Origin of the sequence: Pantoea sp. Mb-10, assembly GCF_021272205.1 — a bacterium.
Lineage (GTDB): Bacteria > Pseudomonadota > Gammaproteobacteria > Enterobacterales > Enterobacteriaceae > Pantoea.
Genome location: NZ_JAJSDX010000002.1, coordinates 13905 through 33558 on the forward strand (window position 1 = coordinate 13905; position 19654 = coordinate 33558).

19 protein-coding genes are annotated in these 19654 nt (G+C 59.5%); 6 read left to right on the top strand and 13 right to left on the bottom strand.

Translation table 11 applies throughout. The features are described 5' to 3' along the window. Positions 1–5: 5 nt before the first annotated feature. The 5 genes from nrdF to LU196_RS03410 all read right to left on the bottom strand — a co-directional run bounded on the left by nrdF (position 6) and on the right by LU196_RS03410 (position 4330). Positions 6–965: a class 1b ribonucleoside-diphosphate reductase subunit beta gene (gene nrdF / locus LU196_RS03390; RefSeq protein ID WP_232760971.1), complete on the bottom strand. Its 960-nt coding sequence runs from the start codon at positions 963–965 to the stop codon at positions 6–8. Positions 966–976: 11 nt separating this feature from the next. Continuing rightward, positions 977–3112 (bottom strand): class 1b ribonucleoside-diphosphate reductase subunit alpha, encoded by a 2136-nt coding sequence (gene nrdE / locus LU196_RS03395; protein WP_255697898.1) that lies wholly within the window; start codon positions 3110–3112, stop codon positions 977–979. Further along, entirely contained in the window at positions 3091–3495 is a 405-nt protein-coding gene (gene nrdI, locus LU196_RS03400; RefSeq protein WP_232760951.1) for a class Ib ribonucleoside-diphosphate reductase assembly flavoprotein NrdI, read from the bottom strand. The genes nrdE and nrdI overlap by 22 nt, the downstream gene beginning before the upstream one ends. 3 nt (positions 3496–3498) lie before the next feature. Continuing rightward, positions 3499–3741, bottom strand: a complete 243-nt coding sequence (gene nrdH, locus LU196_RS03405) for a glutaredoxin-like protein NrdH (RefSeq protein ID WP_232760950.1) — start codon at positions 3739–3741, stop codon at positions 3499–3501. A gap of 271 nt (positions 3742–4012) precedes the next feature. Next, on the bottom strand, positions 4013–4330 hold the full coding sequence (locus LU196_RS03410; protein ID WP_232760949.1) for a DUF883 family protein: 318 nt from the start codon (positions 4328–4330) through the stop codon (positions 4013–4015). Positions 4331–4480: 150 nt separating this feature from the next. Between LU196_RS03410 and LU196_RS03415 the strand changes: the two genes are divergently transcribed. The 4 genes from LU196_RS03415 (at position 4481) to LU196_RS03430 (ending at position 7810) form a co-directional block, all read left to right on the top strand. Further along, on the top strand, positions 4481–4819 hold the full coding sequence (locus tag LU196_RS03415) for a DUF2002 family protein (RefSeq protein ID WP_232760948.1): 339 nt from the start codon (positions 4481–4483) through the stop codon (positions 4817–4819). 134 nt (positions 4820–4953) lie between these two features. Next, positions 4954–6366: an S-methylmethionine permease gene (gene mmuP, locus LU196_RS03420; RefSeq protein ID WP_232760947.1), complete on the top strand. Its 1413-nt coding sequence runs from the start codon at positions 4954–4956 to the stop codon at positions 6364–6366. Further along, a complete protein-coding gene (mmuM, locus tag LU196_RS03425) occupies positions 6356–7291 on the top strand; it encodes a homocysteine S-methyltransferase (RefSeq protein WP_232760946.1) in 936 nt (311 codons plus the stop codon). Before mmuP ends, mmuM begins: the two co-directional genes overlap by 11 nt. Positions 7292–7387: 96 nt before the next feature. Next, positions 7388–7810, top strand: a complete 423-nt coding sequence (locus LU196_RS03430; RefSeq protein WP_232760945.1) for a hypothetical protein — start codon at positions 7388–7390, stop codon at positions 7808–7810. 53 nt (positions 7811–7863) lie between these two features. Here the strand turns inward: LU196_RS03430 and LU196_RS03435 are convergent, their stop codons facing one another. The 5 genes from LU196_RS03435 to LU196_RS03455 are packed head-to-tail and all read right to left on the bottom strand — an operon-like array spanning position 7864 to position 12831. Further along, positions 7864–8541: an ABC transporter ATP-binding protein gene (locus LU196_RS03435; protein WP_232760944.1), complete on the bottom strand. Its 678-nt coding sequence runs from the start codon at positions 8539–8541 to the stop codon at positions 7864–7866. Continuing rightward, on the bottom strand, positions 8534–9367 hold the full coding sequence (locus LU196_RS03440) for an ABC transporter ATP-binding protein (RefSeq protein WP_232760943.1): 834 nt from the start codon (positions 9365–9367) through the stop codon (positions 8534–8536). Before LU196_RS03440 ends, LU196_RS03435 begins: the two co-directional genes overlap by 8 nt. After that, positions 9357–10214, bottom strand: coding sequence for an ABC transporter permease (locus tag LU196_RS03445; RefSeq protein WP_232760941.1), 858 nt, complete (start codon positions 10212–10214; stop codon positions 9357–9359). Before LU196_RS03445 ends, LU196_RS03440 begins: the two co-directional genes overlap by 11 nt. Continuing rightward, positions 10211–11263, bottom strand: a complete 1053-nt coding sequence (locus LU196_RS03450) for an ABC transporter permease (RefSeq protein WP_232760939.1) — start codon at positions 11261–11263, stop codon at positions 10211–10213. The genes LU196_RS03445 and LU196_RS03450 overlap by 4 nt, the downstream gene beginning before the upstream one ends. Further along, entirely contained in the window at positions 11263–12831 is a 1569-nt protein-coding gene (locus LU196_RS03455; protein ID WP_232760938.1) for an ABC transporter substrate-binding protein, read from the bottom strand. Before LU196_RS03455 ends, LU196_RS03450 begins: the two co-directional genes overlap by 1 nt. Before the next feature lie 805 nt (positions 12832–13636). Between LU196_RS03455 and mgtA the strand changes: the two genes are divergently transcribed. Both mgtA and LU196_RS03465 read left to right on the top strand, forming a co-directional pair. Then, positions 13637–16360: a magnesium-translocating P-type ATPase gene (gene mgtA, locus LU196_RS03460; protein ID WP_232760936.1), complete on the top strand. Its 2724-nt coding sequence runs from the start codon at positions 13637–13639 to the stop codon at positions 16358–16360. A gap of 140 nt (positions 16361–16500) precedes the next feature. Further along, positions 16501–17178 carry an SDR family oxidoreductase gene (locus LU196_RS03465; protein ID WP_232760935.1) on the top strand — a complete coding sequence of 226 codons (678 nt, stop codon included), beginning with the start codon at positions 16501–16503 and terminating at the stop codon, positions 17176–17178. A 4-nt stretch (positions 17179–17182) separates the two neighbouring features. On the opposite strand, the gene LU196_RS03470 is transcribed toward LU196_RS03465, so the two are convergent. From LU196_RS03470 to LU196_RS03480, 3 genes are all read right to left on the bottom strand, one after another. Continuing rightward, entirely contained in the window at positions 17183–17842 is a 660-nt protein-coding gene (locus LU196_RS03470; RefSeq protein ID WP_232760933.1) for an epoxyqueuosine reductase QueH, read from the bottom strand. Between the two features lie 124 nt (positions 17843–17966). Then, positions 17967–18323: a hypothetical protein gene (locus LU196_RS03475; RefSeq protein WP_232760932.1), complete on the bottom strand. Its 357-nt coding sequence runs from the start codon at positions 18321–18323 to the stop codon at positions 17967–17969. Between the two features lie 170 nt (positions 18324–18493). Further along, positions 18494–19348, bottom strand: a complete 855-nt coding sequence (locus tag LU196_RS03480) for a PA4780 family RIO1-like protein kinase (RefSeq protein WP_232760930.1) — start codon at positions 19346–19348, stop codon at positions 18494–18496. Positions 19349–19654: the final 306 nt, after the last annotated feature.

The following is a 19654-nucleotide window of genomic DNA, read 5'->3' on the forward strand; positions in this document are numbered from 1 at the left end:
CGTGCTTAAAATTGCCAATCTTCGTCTTCGGTTTCCACCGCTTTTCCCATCACGTAGGACGAGCCTGAACCGGAAAAGAAATCGTGGTTTTCATCCGCATTAGGCGAAAGCGCGGCGAGAATCGCCGGATTAACGGCGGTCAGTTCCGCAGGAAACAGCGCCTCATAGCCGAGGTTCATTAATGCTTTATTGGCGTTGTAGTGCAGAAACGCCTTCACGTCTTCTGCCCAGCCGCTCCCGGCATACAGCGTGTCGGTATAGGCGACTTCGTTGTCATACAATGTCAGCAGCAGATCGCGGGCAAACTGCTTAAGCTCCTCGCGCCGCGCCGCATCCACGTGTTCCAGCGCTTTTTGATACTTATAACCAATGTAGTAACCGTGCACTGCTTCGTCGCGAATGATCAGGCGGATTAAATCTGCGGTGTTAGTAAGTTTACCCCGGCTTGACCAGTACATCGGCAGCCAGAAGCCGGAGTAAAACAGAAAGGACTCCAGAAAGACGCTGGCGATCTTCTTTTTAAACGGGTCGTCGGCGCGATAGTGATCCAGCACGATGCGCGCTTTGTTTTGCAGCGCGCGGTTCTCCTCGCTCCAGCGATACGCCGCGTCCACGTCAGCGCTGTTGCACAGCGTGGAGAAAATCGAGCTGTAGGAACGGGCGTGCACCGCTTCCATAAAGCTGATGTTGGAGAGCACCGCCTCTTCGTGTGGCGTGCTGGCATCAGCCATCAAACCCGGCGCGCCCACGGCGTTTTGCAGCGTGTCCAGCAGCGTCAAACCGGTAAATACCCGGATGGTCAGCTGCTGCTGCGCCGCATCCAGCGACTGCCACGCCGATAAGTCGTTTGAGAGCGGCACTTTTTCCGGTAGCCAGAAATTGCTGGTCAGGCGGTTCCACACCTCAAGATCTTTCTCATCGTGGAGGCGATTCCAGTTGATCGCCTGAATGGGTTTCGATTGCATCATTCTCATCCTTACAGGGCGCAGGAGACGCAGCCCTGAACCTCCGTGCCGTGCAGCGCCATCTGGCGCAGGCGAATGTAATAGAGCGTTTTAATGCCTTTTTTCCACGCGTAGATCTGCGCTTTATTGATGTCACGCGTCGTCACGTCGTCGCGGAAAAACAGCGTCAGCGACAGCCCTTGGTCAACGTGCTGCGTCGCTTCGGCGTAGGTATCAATGATCGCCTCGGGGCCAATCTGATAGGCATCCTGATACAGCGCCAGGTTGTCGTTGGTCATAAACGGGGCCGGGTAATAAACGCGCCCGGTTTTGCCCTCTTTACGGATCTCAATCGGCGACACGATCGGGTGAATGCTGGACGTCGCGTGATTGATATACGAGATCGATCCGGTTGGCGGGATCGCCTGCAGGTTTTGGTTGTATAAACCGTGCTCCATGACCGCTGCGCGCAGCGTACCCCAGTCCTCCTGAGTTGGCAGCGCGATGCCCGCGTCGGCGAACAGCTGGGCAGCCCGCGCGGTACGCGGTTGCCATTCACGCTCGATGTATTTATCAAAGTAGCGTCCGCTGGCGTAATCCGAGTCGGCAAAGCCGGCAAACCGCTGCTGACGCGTCTGCGCCAGCAAACAGGAGGTACGCACGGCATGATAGGTCACGCAGTAGAAGTAGAGATTGGTGAAGTCGAGCGCCTCTGGCGAACCGTAGGCGATACCTTCGCGTGCCAGATAGCCGTGCAGATTCATCTGGCCCAGGCCAATCGCATGCGAGCGACGATTGCCGGCCGCCACCGACGGCACCGACCCGATATCGCTCATGTCCGACACGGCCGTGAGCGCATATACCGCTCTTTCTACCGTTTGCGCCAGATTACCTGCGTCCATGGCGTGCGCGATGTTGAGCGATCCCAGGTTGCAGGAGATATCGTGGCCCACGTGGCGATAGCTGAGATCGTCCTCATAGGTGCTGGCGCTGTTGACCTGCAAAATTTCTGAGCAGAGGTTGCTCATATTGATGCGACCGGCAATTGGATTGCTGCGGTTCACGCTGTCCTCAAACAGAATGTAAGGATAGCCCGACTCAAACTGGATCTCCGCCAGCGTCTGAAACAGATGGCGTGGGTTAATCCAGGTTTTGCGAATGCCATCGTCGGCCACCATCTCCGCGTAGTGTTCGCTGATGCTGATATCACCAAACGCCTTGCCGTAGCGGCGCGCGACATCGTAGGGCGAGAACAGCGCCATCTCGCGGTTCTCTTTAGCCAGCTGGAACGTAATGTCCGGGATCACCACGCCAAGCGACAGGGTTTTGATGCGGATCTTTTCATCGGCGTTTTCGCGCTTGGTATCAAGAAAGCGCAGGATATCGGGGTGGTGCACGCTGAGCCAGACCGCGCCGGCGCCCTGGCGCGCGCCCAGCTGATTCGCGTAGGAGAAGGCATCTTCCAGCATTTTCATCACCGGAATCACGCCGGACGACTGATTTTCAATGCGCTTGATCGGCGCCCCGGCTTCGCGCAGGTTAGACAGCAAAAACGCCACGCCGCCGCCGCGCTTGGAGAGCTGCAGCGCGGAATTTACCGCGCGGCCAATCGACTCCATATTGTCTTCAATGCGCAGCAGGAAACAGGAGACCAACTCGCCGCGCTGCTGCTTGCCGCAGTTGAGGAACGTCGGCGTGGCGGGCTGAAAGCGGCCGCTTAACATTTCGGCCAGCAGATCGCGAGCCATCGCCTCGTCACCGGCGGCCAGCGTGAGCGCCACCATGCAGGCGCGCTGCTCGAAGGTCTCCAGATAACGTTTGCCGTCAAAGGTTTTCAGCGTATAGCTGGTGTAAAACTTCCATGCGCCGAGGAAGGTCTGGAAGCGAAAGCCCCAGGCTTGCGCCTCATCATGCAGCTGGCAGAGAAACGTAAAGTCATACTGGTTCAGCACGGCGGCGTCGTAGTAGCCCTCGTCAACCAGAAAGCGCAAGCGTTCGCCCGTCGAGGCAAAAGCGTGCGTATTCGGCAGCACGTGCTGCAGGAAAAACTGCCGCGTGGCCTCACGATCCTGGTCGAACTGAATGCGGCCCTGCGCATCGTAGAGGTTAAGCATCGCGTTCAATGCATGATAATCCGTGATGCTGCTTAAGGTGTCTGCTGTAGCCAAAATTGGGTTACTCCCGCTTTTACGTTTGCGATATCGTCCGGCGTGCCCATCAGCTCAAAACGGTAGAGATAGGGCACCTGGCATTTGCGCGCGATAATGTCGCCCGCCAGGCAAAAGCCGTCCCCGAAGTTGCGGTTACCGGCGGCGATCACGCCGCGTATGCCGTCTCGGTTAGCCTGATCGTTCAGAAAGTGCACCACCGGTTTGGGCACCGCACCGCGTGTGCCGCCGCCGCCGTAGCTCGGCACCACCAAAATATAAGGATGAGCAACGTGCAGAGGCTGCGCGGTATCCAGCGGAATGCGCCGCGCCGGCAACCCCAGCCGCTCGATAAAGCGGTGCGTGTTCTCCGACTGGCTGGAGAAGTAGACCAGCGGAAACATCGGTCAGGCGCCCGTCGATGCCGTGTGGCGCAGCGCGGCAATTTTATCCGGGCGAAAGCCGCTCCAGCTCTCGTCGCCTGCGCGCACCACCGGCAGCTGGCGATGGCCCAGCGCTTTCAGCGCAGCGATCTCCTCAGGATGAGCATCAAGGTTGATGAGCTGGTAAGCCAGCCCGTCGCGATCCATGGCGCTTTTTGTGGCATTGCACTGGACACAGTTATCTCGAGTGTAAATAATAATGCGCATGATTCGTATTTCCCTTTTATGAGTATGCAGCGGGCGCGCCGTGAAACGTATTACGACAAGAGCGCTGCGCCAGTAGATAAATACAGATACTATATGTGGTGTTATATTAGATCAATATCACTATATGTAGGGTTTTGGCGCAAAAACCAGGCGGGTGCCGGACGAGGGCGCGTGCCGCAAGGCGGCCGGGGAAATGTAAAGGGGTTGAGCGGGGCAAAAAAAAAGCCCCGCACAGGCGGGGCGATGATAAAGCTTAAGGCGCGAGGGCAGATCAGCGGCGTGACACCAGCAGCGCACCCAGTACCAAGCCGACAGCGGCACCTAAGCCCACGCCGTGCCACGGTTTTTCGTGCACATAGGCGTCAACCTGATAGCCCGCATCGCGTGCCGCCTGGGAAACGCGGTTGCCGCCACCGTTGAGTTTCGCGCGGGTTTGCTTGAGCAACGCCTGCGCATTGCTGCGCGCGCTCTCCACCTCATCTTTGGCTTCACTGCCGTAGGATTTCAGCAGCGCTTCCAGTGAATCAGCCAGTTCGTTTACATCCTGATTGACATCAATGTCATCGTTTTTACTCATTCGATTAAACATTTTTCACTCCCTTTGCGTTAAAAACGTAATACTCAGTGTAGACGATACGCGACTAAACGTAGCCGTATGCCAGGCTTTAGGGAAAATCCGAATGTCCTGAGCCGGTGGCCTGAGGTAAGGTTGCGGGGCTGTGAGAAGAGAGGAGCAAGCATGTATTTACGTCCGGATGAAGTTGCGCGCGTTCTGGAAAAAGAGGGGTTCGAAATGGATGCCCTGACGCCGAAAATTTATGGATACCGCCGCGGTGACAACTACGTCTATGTAAACCGTGAAGCCCGCATGGGGCGGACGGCATTGATCATTCACCCCACGTTGAAAGAGAAAAGTCAGCATTTTGCGGAACCGGCTTCTGAGATGAAAACCTGCGATCACTACACGCAGTTCCCGCTCTACCTGATGGGCGATTCGCAAGAGCATTACGGCATTCCGCACGGTTTTAGCTCGCGCATTGCGCTGGAGCGCTACCTGCAGGCGGTGTTTGGTTCCTGATGATGCGCCCCGCGCCACGCGGGGCGATCTCCCTTTCTGATAAATCGTCTTTACCGCCGCGTTGCATAATGGCGCGCAGACGCGTATAAATCTGTGTCCATATAGATGTTCAGACGTCCATACGGATAAAGATAATGCAAACGCAGGATTCCCCTTCGCAGGAAAATTTCAAACGCACCATGAAAGTGCGCCATCTGGTGATGCTGTCGCTGGGCGGCGTGATTGGCACCGGTCTGTTTTTTAATACTGGCTATATCATCTCCACCACCGGGGCAGCCGGTACGCTGCTGGCGTATCTGATTGGCGCGCTGGTGGTGTGGCTGGTGATGGTATGCCTGGGTGAATTGGCCGTTGCCATGCCCGAAACCGGTGCCTTTCACGTCTACGCGGCACGTTACCTGAGCCCGGCCACCGGCTACACGGTGGCGTGGCTGTACTGGCTCACCTGGACCGTGGCGCTGGGCTCCAGCCTCACGGCGGCGGGCTTCTGCATGCAGTACTGGTTTCCCACGGTGCCGGTCTGGCTCTGGTGTCTGGTGTTCTGCGTCACGATCTATTTGCTGAACATCGTCTCCACGCGCTTTTTTGCCGAAGGGGAGTTCTGGTTCTCGCTGATCAAAGTGGTCACCATTATTGCGTTTATTGTGTTGGGCGGCGCGGCGATGTTTGGCTGGATCCCGATGAAGGATGGCAGCCCCGCGCCGGGTCTGCATAATCTCACGGCGGGTGGCTTGCTGCCGCACGGGACGCTGCCGATTTTAATGACCATGGTGGCGGTCAACTTTGCCTTTTCCGGCACGGAACTGATCGGCATTGCCGCCGGTGAAACCGCGCAGCCGCAGAAAGCGCTGCCGCTGGCGATCCGCACCACCGTGGCGCGCCTGATCCTGTTCTTTATCGGCACGGTGTTTGTGCTGGCGGCGCTGATTCCCATGGATCAGGCGGGCATTGTCAAAAGTCCGTTTGTGCTGGTGTTTGAAAAAATCGGTATCCCCTATGCGGCGGATATCTTCAACTTCGTCATTCTGACGGCGATCCTCTCGGCGGCGAACTCCGGCCTGTACGCGTCGGGCCGCATGCTGTGGTCGCTGGCGAATGAACATACCCTGCCGCAGTGCTTTGCGCGCGTGAATCAACGCGGCATTCCGGTGCTGGCGATCACCTTGAGCATGCTGGGCGGCCTGCTGGCGCTGTTCTCCAGCGTGGTGGCCCCGGACACGGTATTTGTGGCGCTGTCGGCGATTTCCGGCTTTGCCGTGGTGGCGGTGTGGTTGAGTATCTGCGCCGCGCACTTTATGTTCCGCCGTCGCCATATTCAGGCGGGCGGCACCCTCGCGCAGCTAACCTATCGGGCGCCGCTGTATCCGCTGACGCCGCTGCTGGGTTTTCTGCTGTGCCTGCTGGCATGTATTGGTCTGGCGTTTGACCCCTCGCAGCGTATTGCGCTGTGGTGCGGCGTTCCGTTTGTGCTGTTCTGCTACGCCGCCTACCATGTGACGCAACGACGTAAATCTCACAAGGCTCAGGAGGCCAACGATGTCGCTTAACCCGATTGCTCAGGCGCTTAACCACGTCAACACGCTGATTCTCGACGGGGCGCTGGCCACCGAGCTTGAGGCGCGCGGGTGCAATCTCGCGGATGCGCTCTGGTCGGCAAAGGTGCTGATGGAGAATCCCGAGCTCATTTATCAGGTGCACTATGACTACTTTGCCGCCGGTGCGAACGTTGCCATCACCGCTAGCTACCAGGCCACGCCGCAGGGATTTGCCACGCGCGGGCTGAGTGCGGAGCAGGCGCACGCGCTGATCGGCCTGAGCGTGTCGTTGGCGCAGCGCGCACGGGATGATTACCGTGCGGCCTCGGGGTCCACTGCACCGCTGCTGGTGGCAGGGTCGGTGGGGCCTTACGGCGCGTATCTGGCCAATGGCGCAGAGTATCGCGGCGATTACGCGCTGCCGGAAGCGGAGATGAAAGCGTTCCATCGCCCGCGCGTGGCTGCGCTGTTGGACGCGGGCGTCGATCTGCTGGCCTGCGAAACGCTGCCTTCGTTTGCGGAGGCGCAGGCGCTGGTCAGTCTGCTCGCTGACTACCCGGATGCCAGCGCGTGGTTCTCGTTTACCCTGCGCGATGCGCAGCACATCAGTGACGGCACGCCGCTGCACGCGGTGGCGGCGCTGGTGAACAGCGCCAAGCAGGTGGCGGCGGTGGGGATCAACTGCGTGGCGCTCACCGACGTGACCGCGGCGCTGCATACGCTGCAGGCGGTAACCGACAAGCCGCTGCTGGTCTACCCGAACTCCGGCGAACAGTACGATGCGGTGAGCAAAACCTGGCACTCCGCGCCGTCGGGCTGCACGCTGCACGACCATTTTGCCGCCTGGCAGCAGGCTGGCGCGCGCCTGGTGGGCGGCTGCTGTCGCACCACGCCGCAGGACATCGCGGCCATTGCCGCCTGTTGTCAACCGCAATAAAGCGCAGAAAAGCGTCAGTGATAGCGCGATTGTCAGACGTGTAAAGGCGGAGAGGGCGGTTTAGACTGAGCGCTCTGATCTTAACGCGGACCTGCTATGAACCTGCGACCTCTTATTCCCGCCGCTGCGCTGCTGCTCAGCGGCTGTGCCACTATCGTCGGCACGGAAACGCAACCGGTTAACATTGACTCTGTGCCGCGCGGCGCGCGTTTCGTCGTGCAGGATGAAACCGGCCGCGCGGTGGCGCAGGGCTACACGCCGCAAACCGTGCAGCTGGCGAAATCCACCGGTAACTATTTCGGTAAGAAACACTATCAGGTGATGCTGGAAAGTCCCGGTTATGTGCCCGTGACCTTGCCCATCGAAGCGAATGCCAATCTGTGGTATTTGCTGGGCAACATCCCGCTGCTGGGCTTCCCCGGCTGGCTGCTGGTGGATCCCTTCTATGGCGGCATGTATGACCTGAAACCAGCGCATCCGCAGCCGCGTCTCAACGTGGTCGGCGCGCGCGGCGGCTAATTTCAGGAAGTGGTGCGGGGAGAAAACGGGCCGGCGTAACCGGCCCGGCGCGCTTATGCGCGACGCGCTTCCACGATGCGGCCCTGCGCCATGCGCACGGCGCGGTCGCACATGTGATCAATCACATCAGGATCGTGACTCACCAGCACCATGGTGAGGCCGCTGTTCTGCTTGAGATCGTTAAGCAGGTTGAGGATTTCCGCCTGTACCGACATATCCAGCGCGGAGGTGGGTTCATCCAGCAGCAAAATTTTCGGCTGTAGCAGCAATGCGCGCACAATGGCGACGCGCTGGCGCTGGCCGCCGGAAAGCTGATGCGGATAGCGATCCGCCAGCGCGCTATCCAAGCCGACGCGGCGGAATCCCTCGTTAATGCGATCGTCCACATTATCCTGCTTGAGCATCTTCAGTGGCTCGGCCAGCGTGCGGCGCAGGCGATGACGCGGGTGCAGCGACGCATAGGGATCCTGAAACACCATTTGCACGTCGCGGCGCAGTTGACCGGTAAAGGGTTTGCCTGGCGTCACCGAGACGCCCGCCAGCGCCATATGGCCCTGCCAGTGCGGGTTCAGGCCCGCCATCACCCACAGCAGTGAAGACTTACCGCAGCCCGACGGCCCCACCAAGCCAAAACACTCGCCCGGCGCCACCTGTAACGCGATGTCATGCACCACCGTGCGCAGCTCGTAGCCGTGCTTATGGGACACGCTGAGGTTATTGAGTTCAATCATGGTGTGCCTCCAGCGCGGCGCGATCCAGCACCGGCAGCGGCTTGCCGTGCGTGGCTTTGCTGGGACGACAGGCCCACAGCGTGCGCGTATAAGGATGGGTCGCGTGGGCGAGCTGCGCCGCAGGCAGCGTATCCAGCAGGCGGCCTTTGTACATCACCATCACCCGCTCGCAGTGTTCCGCGACCTGCTGCAAATCGTGGCTGATCAGCAGCAGGCCCATATTGCGCTGCTCCACCAGCTGGCGAATCAGCGCCAACACCTGATCGCGCATGGCGTGATCGAGCGCTGACGTGGGTTCATCGGCAATCAGCAGATCGGGATCGGTGATCAGCGCGATGGCCAGCATGACGCGCTGGCCCATGCCGCCAGACAGCTGATGCGGATAGCGCGTCATCAGCTGGCGCGGTTCAGGCAGGCCGACCGCGTTAAGCATCTCGCACACTTTCTCACGCCGCTCAGCGCGGCTGAGTTTGCGGTGCAGTACCAGCGGCTCTTCAACCTGCCAGCCGATGGTGCGCGTTGGGTTGAGCGCATATTTCGGATCTTGCATCACCATGGCGACGCGGCTGCCGCGCAGCGTGATCCAGTCGCGCTCCTGCAGCGTCAGCGCATTGTGGCCTGCCACCTCAAGGCGATCGGCGTGCAGGTGCAAAGCGGGGGAAAGCAGCCCCATCAGCGCGCGTGCGGTAAGCGATTTTCCCGAGCCGGATTCGCCCACCAGCGCCACGCGCTCGCGGCCGATTTGCACGTTAATGCCGTCCACCAGCAGCGCATCATCGCTGCGGATCGTAAGGCCTTGGGCATCAATTAACAGATTATTTGGCATGACGGGTATCCAGTCGGTCGCGCAGGCCGTCGCCTGTCAGGTTAAACGCCAGGCTGGCGAAAAGAATGGCGGCGCCAGGCGCGGCGGCGACCCACCACTGATCGAAAATCACTTTACTGCCCTCGGCCACCATCGACCCCCATTCTGCGGTCGGCGGCTGCACGCCCATGCCGAGGAAGCCCAGCCCGGCGGCAGAGAGAATAATCCCGCCGAGGCTCAGCGCGGCGCGCACTACGGCGGTGGGCAGGCAGAGCGGTAAAATATGGCCGAACATCAGGCGTAAGCCGCTGATGCCCTGCATCCGTGCGGCAGCGAGGTAGTCGCTGCGGCGCAGCGCCAGCGTTTCCGCGCGCGCTTGGCGGGCAAACGGCGGCCAGCTGGTTAACGCCAGCGCCAGCGCACCGTTCATCAGGCCGGGGCCGAGCATCGCCACCAGCGCCAGCGCAATCACCAGGTTCGGCAGCGACAGAAAGATATCGGTGATGCGCATCAACACGCGCTCTGTCCAACCGCCCACGTAGCCCGCGGTGATGCCCACCAGCAGGCCAACCGGAATGGTCAACACTAAAATCAGCGACACCAGCAGCAGGGTGGGGCGCGCGCCGTAAATCACGCGCGACAGCAGATCGCGACCAAAGCCGTCGGTGCCGAACCAGTGCAGAGACGAGGGCGGCATCAGGCGCTGGCCGATGGTCTGCACGTTGGGATCAAAAGGCGCCAGTACCGGCGCCAGCAGCGCCATCGCCACCAGAATCACCACCAGCGTCAGGCCAATGGTCAGGGAGGTGACGCGCGCCCGGCGACGACGCGGGCGCAGCGTTTCAAGTTCTTGCAGTTGTTGAGTCATCGGGTTCTCGGATCGGTTAGCCAGGTCAGCGCATCGGCCACGGCGTTAAGCAGAATAAAGCAGCTGCCGATCAACAGCGTGGCGCCGAGGATCGCCGGCACATCTGAGGAGAACAGCGCGTTGGTCATGTAACGACCCACGCCCGGCCAGGCGAACACGGTTTCGGTCAGTACCGAACCTTCCAGCAGGGTGGCATAAGAGAGGGCGATCACCGTGATCAGCGTGCCCAGCACGTTAGGGAAAATGTGACGCAGCAGGATACGCGTACGGCCGGCGCCTTTGGCGCGCGCCAGAACCACGTACTCTTTGCTGCTCTCTTCCAGCAGCGCGGCGCGCAGCAGGCGCGTGATGCCGGCCATCGCCAGCAGGCCGAGGATCACCACTGGCAGCCACAGATGGGCCAGCGCGTTGCGAAACATCTCCGGGTCGCCGGACAGCCAGCTGTCGATCAGGACGAAACCGGTTTTGGGTTCCAGCGTGTAGACCCAGATATCATCCAACTGCCCCGGTCCAGCAGACCAGTGCAGCACGGCATAAAACAGCAGCAGGCCCAGCAGCCCCAGCCAGAACACCGGCACCGAGTAGCCCAGCAGCGAAATAAAGCGCGCCACGTTATCCATCACGCTACCCGGTTTCCAGGCAGCCAGCAGCGCCAGCGTCACGCCAAACACCGCAGCGAAGATCATGGCGCAGGTGGCCAGCTCCAGCGTGGCGGGGAAGGTGCGCATCAGATCGGCACTCACCGGCTGGTTGGTGAGGTGGGAAAGCCCCAAGTCGCCGCGCGCCAAGTGGCTGATATAGCGCCAGAACTGCACCAGCACCGGCTGATCAAGGCCGAGATCGTGGCGCACCTGCGCGTAGGTCGCCTCACTGGCGTGGTCGCCCGCGATCTGCTGCACCGGATCCACCGGCGACAGGTGCGACAGCATAAAGGTAAACGCCAGCAGCCCCACCAGCGTCACCACCAGCGACAGCAGGCTGGTGATGAGGCGGCTTAGGCGCTGCCAGAGTGGCCGGGCGAACCCGGCCTGTGATGCAGATACCGCCATTACTTCGTAACCTGCGCGTAGTAAACCATGTCCGGGTTGATGCCCTGCACGTACCCTTTCAGATTGTCGCGCATCGCCACCAGGTTACGCGCCTGCAGGCCGATGACATACGGCGAGTTTTTCAGCACGTCGCGCTGCATCGCCTGATAGAGTTCAACGCGTTTCTTCGGATCGGCTTCCGCCGTGGCGGCCAGCGTTTGTTTGCTCAGCTCGGGAATGTGCCAGTCTGAGCGGTAGGCGATGGTTTTGCTGCCATCTTCCGGGTTGTAGGCAAAGGAGGCGGCGTTGGTATTGGGATCGAAATAGTCGGCGCCCCAGGCATTCAGGGTCGCTTCGTACTGGTGCGCTTTCACGCGCGTCGACACTTCCGAACTCAGCCCCGGCTGCACCTCCACCTTCACGCCCCCTTTGGCGAAGCTGCCCTGCAGCGCCTGCGCGATATCCAGGTACGGCGGCTGGTTGCTGGTGGAGAGTTTAAAGCTGACATTGGTCAGACCCGCTTTTTTCAGAATCGCTTTGGCCTTTTCCGGATCGTAGCTGTACGGGTTTTCGTTGAGCGCACCGAGGAAACCTTTAGGCAGGAAGGTCTGATGCACCTCGAACTGGCCTTTCAACAGATCGTTGGCAATGCCTTTGTAGTCAAACAGATAGCGTGCCGCTTCCCACAGGGCCGGATTCTTGAGCACCGGGTTTTCGCCAACGTTGAACTGAATGTAGTACAGCGAGGCCATGGGGATCGCGTCGGTTTTCACGCCAGGTTTGCCTTTCAACGAGGCAATCTGGTCGGCGCCGAGGTTACGCGCAATGTCCACGTCGCCCTGTTCCAGCAGCAGACGGCGCGCCGCTGGCTCGGGTACGTTCTTAATCAGGATATTTTTCAGCTTTGGCGCGCCCGCAGGCGAAGTCGGGTTGGCGCTGAGCAGCACCGCTTCATGCAGCACCACTTTACGGATCTGGAACGGGCCGCTGCCAGCGGAGTGCGTGCCTAACCAGGCGTGGCCGAAATCGCCGTTTTTGGCGTTGGCCTGCGCGGTTTTCTCATCGATGATCGATGACACGGGCGCCGAGAGCAGGCTCAGAACATAGGTTGGGCTGACGTTGGCGTTCCAGCTGATTTGTACGTGGTTGTCATCGACCTTTTTCAGGAAGCTATCCACATTGTCTTTGTTCCAGCCGAGTTGGGTAAGAATAAAGGAAGGATCAAGGTTGAGCTTGACCACGCGGCTCAGCGAAAAGATGACATCTTCCGGACGCAGCGGATTACCGCTGGCAAATTTCGCGTCTTTTTTCAGGGTAAAGGTCAGGCTGCGGTTGTCGCTGCCGGCTTGCCATTCGCTAGCCAGCGTGGGCTGCAAGTCCGTGGGGTTTTGCGGATTAGATTGCACCAGGCGCTGATAGATGTTGGTGAAAGCCTGCACGGTGGTGAGTTCAAAACCCTGCGCCGGATCGAAGCTGTCCGCGTCGTCCGTAGACTGCGCGATCACCAGCGTATCTTTGGGGGTCGCAGCCTGAGCAGAGAAGGCGGCTGCCAGCGACAGCGCCAGCAGGGAGGGAATAATTTTTTTCATGTTGTTTCCTTGCCTTAAAAAAGTAACGCGAGTGTACGAGAGCGCCGTAATGAAGAATAGTCAATTTAAGGCTATGCATATGCCTTCTGGTTCTAAGGGTGCCGTTATCGTTATAAGCGTGCGGGCGCAGCGTTCTGTAAAGCGTAGTCGCCGCGGCTTTATTTGTTTTCAGACGCGCGCTGAATTAATCGATACGCCACGGAAACATATTGTCATTTATCAACGAAATTACAACGGAAATTAAACTCGCCCGAACGGCAAGATAATTACCTTTACTTCACTTTACCCGGGAATATAATGGCGGCAATTTCAAAGCAGGAGAATTCAGTTGGACAGTCACCCTTTAACGATACAATTTAAGGCAAGCTGACGCGCGAATTTTTTTGCCGCTGCTTGCCGACCGGCGGGCAGCAATCCTCTCTTTCTGATGATTGTTCCCACAACAGATGCGTTAGCGGGCGTTGAGTCCGCAGGGATATCATCATGCACATGATTTTACACGCCCTTTTTCCTCCGCCTCGATGCGCACGCTGAACGTCAGCGTGCTGAAAATCTTCCTGTTTGCCTGATGCGGGCAAGGCCGCGTTTGCTGGCTTTTTTCCCACAGGTTGACGCGGAAATAACATTAATATTCTTTATCCGTTAATTAAATAATGGACGATGCACGCCGTTCTCATTTTCGTTAAGTCCGCCGACTTATTCCGAAATAAGAGTGAGGCGCCGCTGACATGCATTATTGATTGTCTTGCGTGTGCGCTGCACGCAGGAATATCTACTGCTGTAAAAATAAAAGAGGAGTGTCATCATGACTGACATGAAACTCAGCCAGGATAAAAAAGCCTGGCAAACGCTGCGCCAGCCGCAGGGGAAAACTGCGCGCTATGTGATTGAGGCTGAGGCAGGGTGCACGCCGGACGCCACGCTGGCGCGTCTGCGCAGCGACGCGCAGGGGCTGACCGACCAGGAGGCCGCGGCCCGCCTGCTGGCCTGTGGTCCGAATGAAGTCGCACACGATAACGCGCCGCCCGCGCTGATTCAGCTGCTGCAGGCGTTTAATAATCCGTTTATTTTTGTGCTGATGGCGCTGGCGCTGGTGAGTTTTATCACCGACTACTGGATGCCGCTGCGCCGCGGCCAGGAGACCGATCTGACCGGTGTCATCATCATTATGACGATGGTAACGCTCAGCGGTTTGCTGCGCTTCTGGCAGGAGTTTCGCACCAACAAAGCCGCGCAGGCGCTGAAGTCCATGGTGCGCACCACCGCCACGGTGCTGCGCCGCACCGCGCCGCACGGCGTGCCGCAGAAAGCGGAAGTGGACATCCGCACGCTGGTGCCAGGGGATATCATCTGGCTTTCTGCCGGGGATTTGGTGCCTGCCGACGTGCGCCTGCTCGACTCGCGCGACCTGTTTATCAGCCAGGCGATCCTTACCGGCGAGTCGCTACCCGTGGAAAAATATGACGTCACCGGTCACGTGGCCAGCAAAGGGGCGCATGGCCAGGGTGCGGGCGCGTCCTTGCTGGAGCTGGGGAGCATCTGTCTGATGGGCACCAATGTCTCCAGCGGCAGCGCCAAAGCGGTGGTGGTCGCCACCGGCAGCGACACCTATTTTGGCAGCCTGGCGACGTCCATCGTGGGCGATCGCCCGCAAACCGCCTTCGATCGCGGCGTCAACAGCGTTAGCTGGCTGCTGATCCGCTTTATGCTGGTGATGGTGCCGGTGGTGCTGCTGATTAACGGCTTCACCAAAGGCGACTGGCTGGATGCCACGCTGTTTGCGCTGGCGGTGGCGGTCGGCCTGACGCCGGAGATGCTGCCGATGATTGTCAGCTCCAATCTCGCCAAAGGCGCTATCGCCATGTCGCGCCGCAAAGTGATTGTGAAACGGCTCAACGCGATTCAGAACCTCGGCGCCATGGATGTGCTGTGCACGGACAAAACCGGCACGCTGACGCAGGACAACATCATCCTCGAACACCATCTTGACTGCGCCGGGGAGGAGAATGCACGCGTGCTGATGCTGAGCTGGCTCAACAGCCACTATCAGAGCGGCACGCCAAACCTGATGGATCGCGCCATCCTGCGCTACGGCGAAGATCGCGTCAGCACTGCGGTGGGCGACAGCTATCAAAAAGTGGACGAACTGCCGTTTGATTTTGTGCGCCGTCGCGTGTCGGTGGTGGTGCGCGATCGCCGCCTGAACCAGCAGATGCTGATCTGTAAAGGCGCGGTCGAAGAGATGCTCAGCATCGCCTGCGGCGAGCGCATCGGCAAAGCGATCCAACCGCTGACGGCGGCGCGGCGTGATGAGCTGCTTGCGCTGGCGCACACGTATAACGATCAAGGGTTCCGCGTGCTGCTGGTGGCTACCCGCGTGCTGGAGGCGCCTGGATTAACGCAGGCGCTGAGCGTGGCGGATGAGCAGGAACTGATCGTGGAAGGGCTGCTGACGTTTCTCGATCCGCCCAAAGAGAGCGCGGCGAAAGCCATTGCGGCATTGCGCGAGAATGGCGTGCGCGTGAAAGTGCTGACCGGCGATAATCCGGTGGTCACCGCGCGCATCTGCCAGCAGGTGGGCATTGACAGCCGCGACATTCTGACTGGCGATCGCATTGCGGCGATGAGCGACGCGCAGTTGGCCGACGCCAGCGTGCAATGTGCGGTGTTTGCCAAGCTCACGCCGCTGCAGAAATCGCGTATTCTGCGTGCGCTGCAGCAGCAGGGACACACCGTGGGCTTCCTCGGCGACGGCATTAATGACGCGCCCGCGCTACGCGATGCCGATGTGGGCATCTCGGTGGACAGCGCCGCCGATATTGCCAAAGAGTCATCGGACATCATTTTGCTAGAGAAAGACCTGATGGTGCTGGAAGAAGGGGTGATCGCCGGACGCGAGACCTTCGGCAATATCATCAAATACCTGAACATGACCGCCAGTTCGAACTTTGGCAACGTGTTCTCGGTGTTGGTGGCCAGCGCCTTCATTCCGTTTTTGCCGATGCTGGCTATCCAGCTGCTGATCCAGAACCTGATGTACGACGTGTCGCAGTTAGCGCTGCCGTGGGACAAAATGGACCGTGAGTTCCTGCGCACGCCGCGTAAATGGGACGCGCGCAACATCAAACGCTTTATGCTGTGGATGGGCCCGACGTCGTCGCTGTTTGATATCACCACCTTTGCCCTGATGTGGTACGTGTTTGCCGCCAACAGCGCGACGATGCAGTCGCTGTTCCAGTCGGGCTGGTTCGTGGAAGGGCTGTTGTCGCAGACGCTGGTGGTGCATATGCTGCGCACGCAGAAAATTCCGTTTATCCAGAGCCGCGCCGCGCTGCCGGTGCTGCTGACCACCGCAGGCATCATGCTGGCCGGCCTGCTGCTGCCGTTCTCGCCGCTGGGCGGACTGGTGGGACTGGTGCCGCTGCCCTGGGCCTATTTCCCTTGGCTGGTGGCGACGCTGCTGGGATATTGTCTGGTGGCGCAGGGCATGAAAACGCTCTACATCAAACGCTTTGGTCAGTGGTTCTGATGCGCCGGGGCGGGATGGATAAGGCGGTGTGCCACCTGCTGATCATGGTCGTGGCGTTTGTCGTGCTAACGTTAGTGATTCGATAACCCTACGGGCAGGGCGATCCTGCCCGTTGCGATTGCATCCAACGGAGAGAAATCATGAGCCAACGTAAACACGCACTGGTGGTGGGCGCTTCAAAAGGCATTGGTCTGGCGGTGGTACAGCGCCTGGTGCAGGACGGCTGGACGGTGGTGGCGACCTACCGCAGCACCGCCGTCTCTTTTCAGCATCCGCAGCTGCGCTGGCTAAAACTCGACATCACCGACGCGGCAGAGCGGGCGGCGCTGATGACGCAACTGGGCGAGGCGATCTTTGGCGCAGTGCTGATCAACGCCGGCATCTACGGGCCGCAGGTGCAAGCGCTCGCGCAGGCAGACGACCGTGCGCTGACGGAACTGTTCCTCACCAACGCGATAGCGCCGGTGCGCATGGCCGAGGCGCTGCTGCCACGGGTGCAAGCGCAGCATGGCGTGGTGGGTATCACCACCTCACAGCTGGCGAGCCTGAGTGAAAACCCGCACGCCGAGATCCCACTGTATGCCGCCAGCAAGGCGGCGCTGAATATGCTAAGCCGGGCGCTGAGCACCACCCTCGACGAGACAAAAACGGCGCTGCTGTCGCTGCATCCCGGCTGGGTGCAAACCGATATGGGCGGGGAGAACGCGGCGATCGCGCCTGACGTCAGCGCCGCAGGGCTGGTTGCCCAGCTGCAGCGCTTTAGCGGCCAGGGCGGCCATCACTACGTGGATTACCGGGGCGAAACGCTTCGCTGGTAAGGCGTTATTCTTCATCCGGCGTGTAATACTGCACGCCGATCTCAATGCGCTCGCGGCCGCTTGCCACGCGGTGACGGTTGGTGTCGCGCAGCGAGTAGATGCAGCCGCAGTATTCTTGCTGATAGAAGCGTTCGCGCTTGCTGATCTCAATCATGCGTGACGAGCCACCGCCTTTGCGCCAGTTAAACTCCCAGTAGAGCATATCCGGGTAGCGCGCGGCGGCGCGCACGCCGCAGTCGTTGATCTGCTGCATATTCTTCCAGCGGGAGATGCCAAGCGAGCTGGTGATCACCGGGAAGCCGTGCTCGTGCGCATAAAGGGCGGTACGCTCAAAGCGCATATCGAAGCACATGGTGCAGCGCACGCCGCGCTCCGGTTCCCACTCCATGCCGCGCGCGCGTTCGAACCAGTTATCTTTGTCGTAATCGGCATCCACAAAAGGCACGCCAAACTGCTCGGCAAAGCGGATGTTCTCCTCTTTACGCAGCTCGTACTCTCTCAGCGGATGGATGTTCGGGTTATAAAAGAAAATGGTGTAATCGATGCCGGAGGCCAACATCGCCTCCATCACTTCGCCCGAACAGGGCGCGCAGCAGGAGTGCAGCAGCACTTTGTTGTGGCCGTTGGGCAGCGGCAGGGGTTGACGCGTGAAGGTGTCAGACATAGGGAAAGCCAGTTAATCAAGGGTTGAGCGAAGTGTAAAAAGATTTACCGCTGAGCGCAAAGTTTGTGGCGGAAAAAGGCGAAAGGCCGCGAGGGCGGCCTTTCTGATAACGCTATCGTCAACCTTACTCGGTGACTTTTTTCTTCACGTCGCTGGCACCCTCTTTGGTTTTGTTCCAGCCTTTGGTCGCGCCTTCTTTGGTGGCATCCCACCCTTTTTCGGTGCCTTCTTTGGTTTTGTTCCAGCCTTTCTGAGCGCCTTCGCTCACTTTGCTGGAGGTGCTGTCACGCTCGCCCTGGGCCGCGTGTTTGGCTTTCAGCTTCTGCTCTTCGCCCTGATGCTGGGCCTGATGCAGTTTCTCTTTCGCCGTGTTGGCACCCGCCTGCGCGTTCGCCACGGTATCGTCAGTTGCATGTGTAGTGGCGGCAAATGCCGAAGAAGCCAGCAGCAGGGCAGATACAGCAATAATTGTCTTTTTCATGAATATTCCCTCATTAATCGCTCAAGTGAGATATGAGCATAGTTAACAATGGCACGCTCAGCCAGGATCCGCTCCAGGAATAAACTTAATTAGATTAATGGCTTTTGCCGCAGAAAGGTGGCGACTTTTCGCGCCAGGATCGGCTGGCGCGAAAAACGTGCGGGGAAAGGTTACTCGTCGTCGCGCGCCTGGGCTGCGCGCTGGCGCGCATAGAAGTCGTCTTCGGCGGCGATGATTTCATCCAGCAGCGCGCCCATATCGACCTCGTGCGTTTCTTCCACCACCTGGCCGCTCAGCGGCGTTTCCGGGGTGAGCTTACCGTCTTCATACAGCGCCCAGATCTCTTTGCCGTAGCGCGTTTGCCGCAGAGACGGGGCGAACTGCGCGTAATACTCGGTGATGTTGGTGACGTCGCGCATGAACATCGCTTGCGCGTGGTTGTTGGCGGCGGCATCGACCGCCTGAGGCAGGTCAATGATCACCGGACCTTGCGCATCGAGCAGCACGTTAAATTCTGAGAGATCCCCGTGAACGAGGCCGGCGCACAGCATGCGCACGATATTGCGCAGCATCAGGTGAAAGTGCGCCACCGCCGTCTCTTCCGACAGCGTAACGTCGCTCAGACGCGGCGCCACTGCGCCCTCGGCGTCGGTGATCAACTCCATGATCAGCACGCCATCCAGGCAGATAGAGGGCTGCGGCACGCGCACGCCAGCGTGCGCCAGGCGAAACAGCGCGTCCACTTCCGCGGTGTGCCACACCTCTTCCTGCTGTTTGCGGCCAAATTTCGAGCCTTTTTGCATGGCGCGCGCATCGCGTGAGTTGCGCACCTTGCGCCCCTCCTGGTACTGCACGGCCTGGCGAAAGCTGCGCTGCGAAGCTTCTTTATAGACTTTGGCGCAGTGGATAGCGTCACCGCAGCGCACGGTGTATACGTCGGCTTCTTTACCGCTTTTCAGGCGCTGAAGCACGTCGTCTATCAGGCCGTCATCGATCAGTGGTTGGAGTCTGTTTGGCGTTTTCATCTCGGCTTTATACCGTATTTAAGCGCTTTTTCGAATGAAAAAAGCGCGCATTTCACGCGCAAGGCGAAGTTGACCCAAGGGTGCGTAGGATCGCGAAGCGCGCAGAGCATGATGCCAGCCCGTGCCTATCGAACAAATTCGTCAGCATGGCGAGCAATCCAGGCGCCTCACGGTATAAACTAGGCGCAACGTTAGCACTAACGTGTTCATTTTGCTGGCGGTTCAGGGCAAGGCGCGCCTTATCGCCAGCGCCTGACGCATGTGGCTATGCTACAGTATCGTGGCGCTATTTTTCATGGTTTTTCA

What these genes read in the sequence shown, in the direction of transcription:
- nrdF (WP_232760971.1), bottom strand. Translation starts at nt 965, where the DNA reads ATGCAATCGAAACCCATTCAGGCGATCAACTGGAATCGCCTCCACGAT.
- nrdI (WP_232760951.1), bottom strand. Translation starts at nt 3,495, where the DNA reads ATGTTTCCGCTGGTCTACTTCTCCAGCCAGTCGGAGAACACGCACCGC.
- nrdH (WP_232760950.1), bottom strand. Translation starts at nt 3,741, where the DNA reads ATGCGCATTATTATTTACACTCGAGATAACTGTGTCCAGTGCAATGCC.
- LU196_RS03410 (WP_232760949.1), bottom strand. Translation starts at nt 4,330, where the DNA reads ATGTTTAATCGAATGAGTAAAAACGATGACATTGATGTCAATCAGGAT.
- LU196_RS03415 (WP_232760948.1), top strand. Translation starts at nt 4,481, where the DNA reads ATGTATTTACGTCCGGATGAAGTTGCGCGCGTTCTGGAAAAAGAGGGG.
- mmuP (WP_232760947.1), top strand. Translation starts at nt 4,954, where the DNA reads ATGCAAACGCAGGATTCCCCTTCGCAGGAAAATTTCAAACGCACCATG.
- mmuM (WP_232760946.1), top strand. Translation starts at nt 6,356, where the DNA reads ATGTCGCTTAACCCGATTGCTCAGGCGCTTAACCACGTCAACACGCTG.
- LU196_RS03430 (WP_232760945.1), top strand. Translation starts at nt 7,388, where the DNA reads ATGAACCTGCGACCTCTTATTCCCGCCGCTGCGCTGCTGCTCAGCGGC.
- LU196_RS03435 (WP_232760944.1), bottom strand. Translation starts at nt 8,541, where the DNA reads ATGATTGAACTCAATAACCTCAGCGTGTCCCATAAGCACGGCTACGAG.
- LU196_RS03440 (WP_232760943.1), bottom strand. Translation starts at nt 9,367, where the DNA reads ATGCCAAATAATCTGTTAATTGATGCCCAAGGCCTTACGATCCGCAGC.
- LU196_RS03445 (WP_232760941.1), bottom strand. Translation starts at nt 10,214, where the DNA reads ATGACTCAACAACTGCAAGAACTTGAAACGCTGCGCCCGCGTCGTCGC.
- LU196_RS03450 (WP_232760939.1), bottom strand. Translation starts at nt 11,263, where the DNA reads ATGGCGGTATCTGCATCACAGGCCGGGTTCGCCCGGCCACTCTGGCAG.
- LU196_RS03455 (WP_232760938.1), bottom strand. Translation starts at nt 12,831, where the DNA reads ATGAAAAAAATTATTCCCTCCCTGCTGGCGCTGTCGCTGGCAGCCGCC.
- mgtA (WP_232760936.1), top strand. Translation starts at nt 13,637, where the DNA reads ATGACTGACATGAAACTCAGCCAGGATAAAAAAGCCTGGCAAACGCTG.
- LU196_RS03465 (WP_232760935.1), top strand. Translation starts at nt 16,501, where the DNA reads ATGAGCCAACGTAAACACGCACTGGTGGTGGGCGCTTCAAAAGGCATT.
- LU196_RS03470 (WP_232760933.1), bottom strand. Translation starts at nt 17,842, where the DNA reads ATGTCTGACACCTTCACGCGTCAACCCCTGCCGCTGCCCAACGGCCAC.
- LU196_RS03475 (WP_232760932.1), bottom strand. Translation starts at nt 18,323, where the DNA reads ATGAAAAAGACAATTATTGCTGTATCTGCCCTGCTGCTGGCTTCTTCG.
- LU196_RS03480 (WP_232760930.1), bottom strand. Translation starts at nt 19,348, where the DNA reads ATGAAAACGCCAAACAGACTCCAACCACTGATCGATGACGGCCTGATA.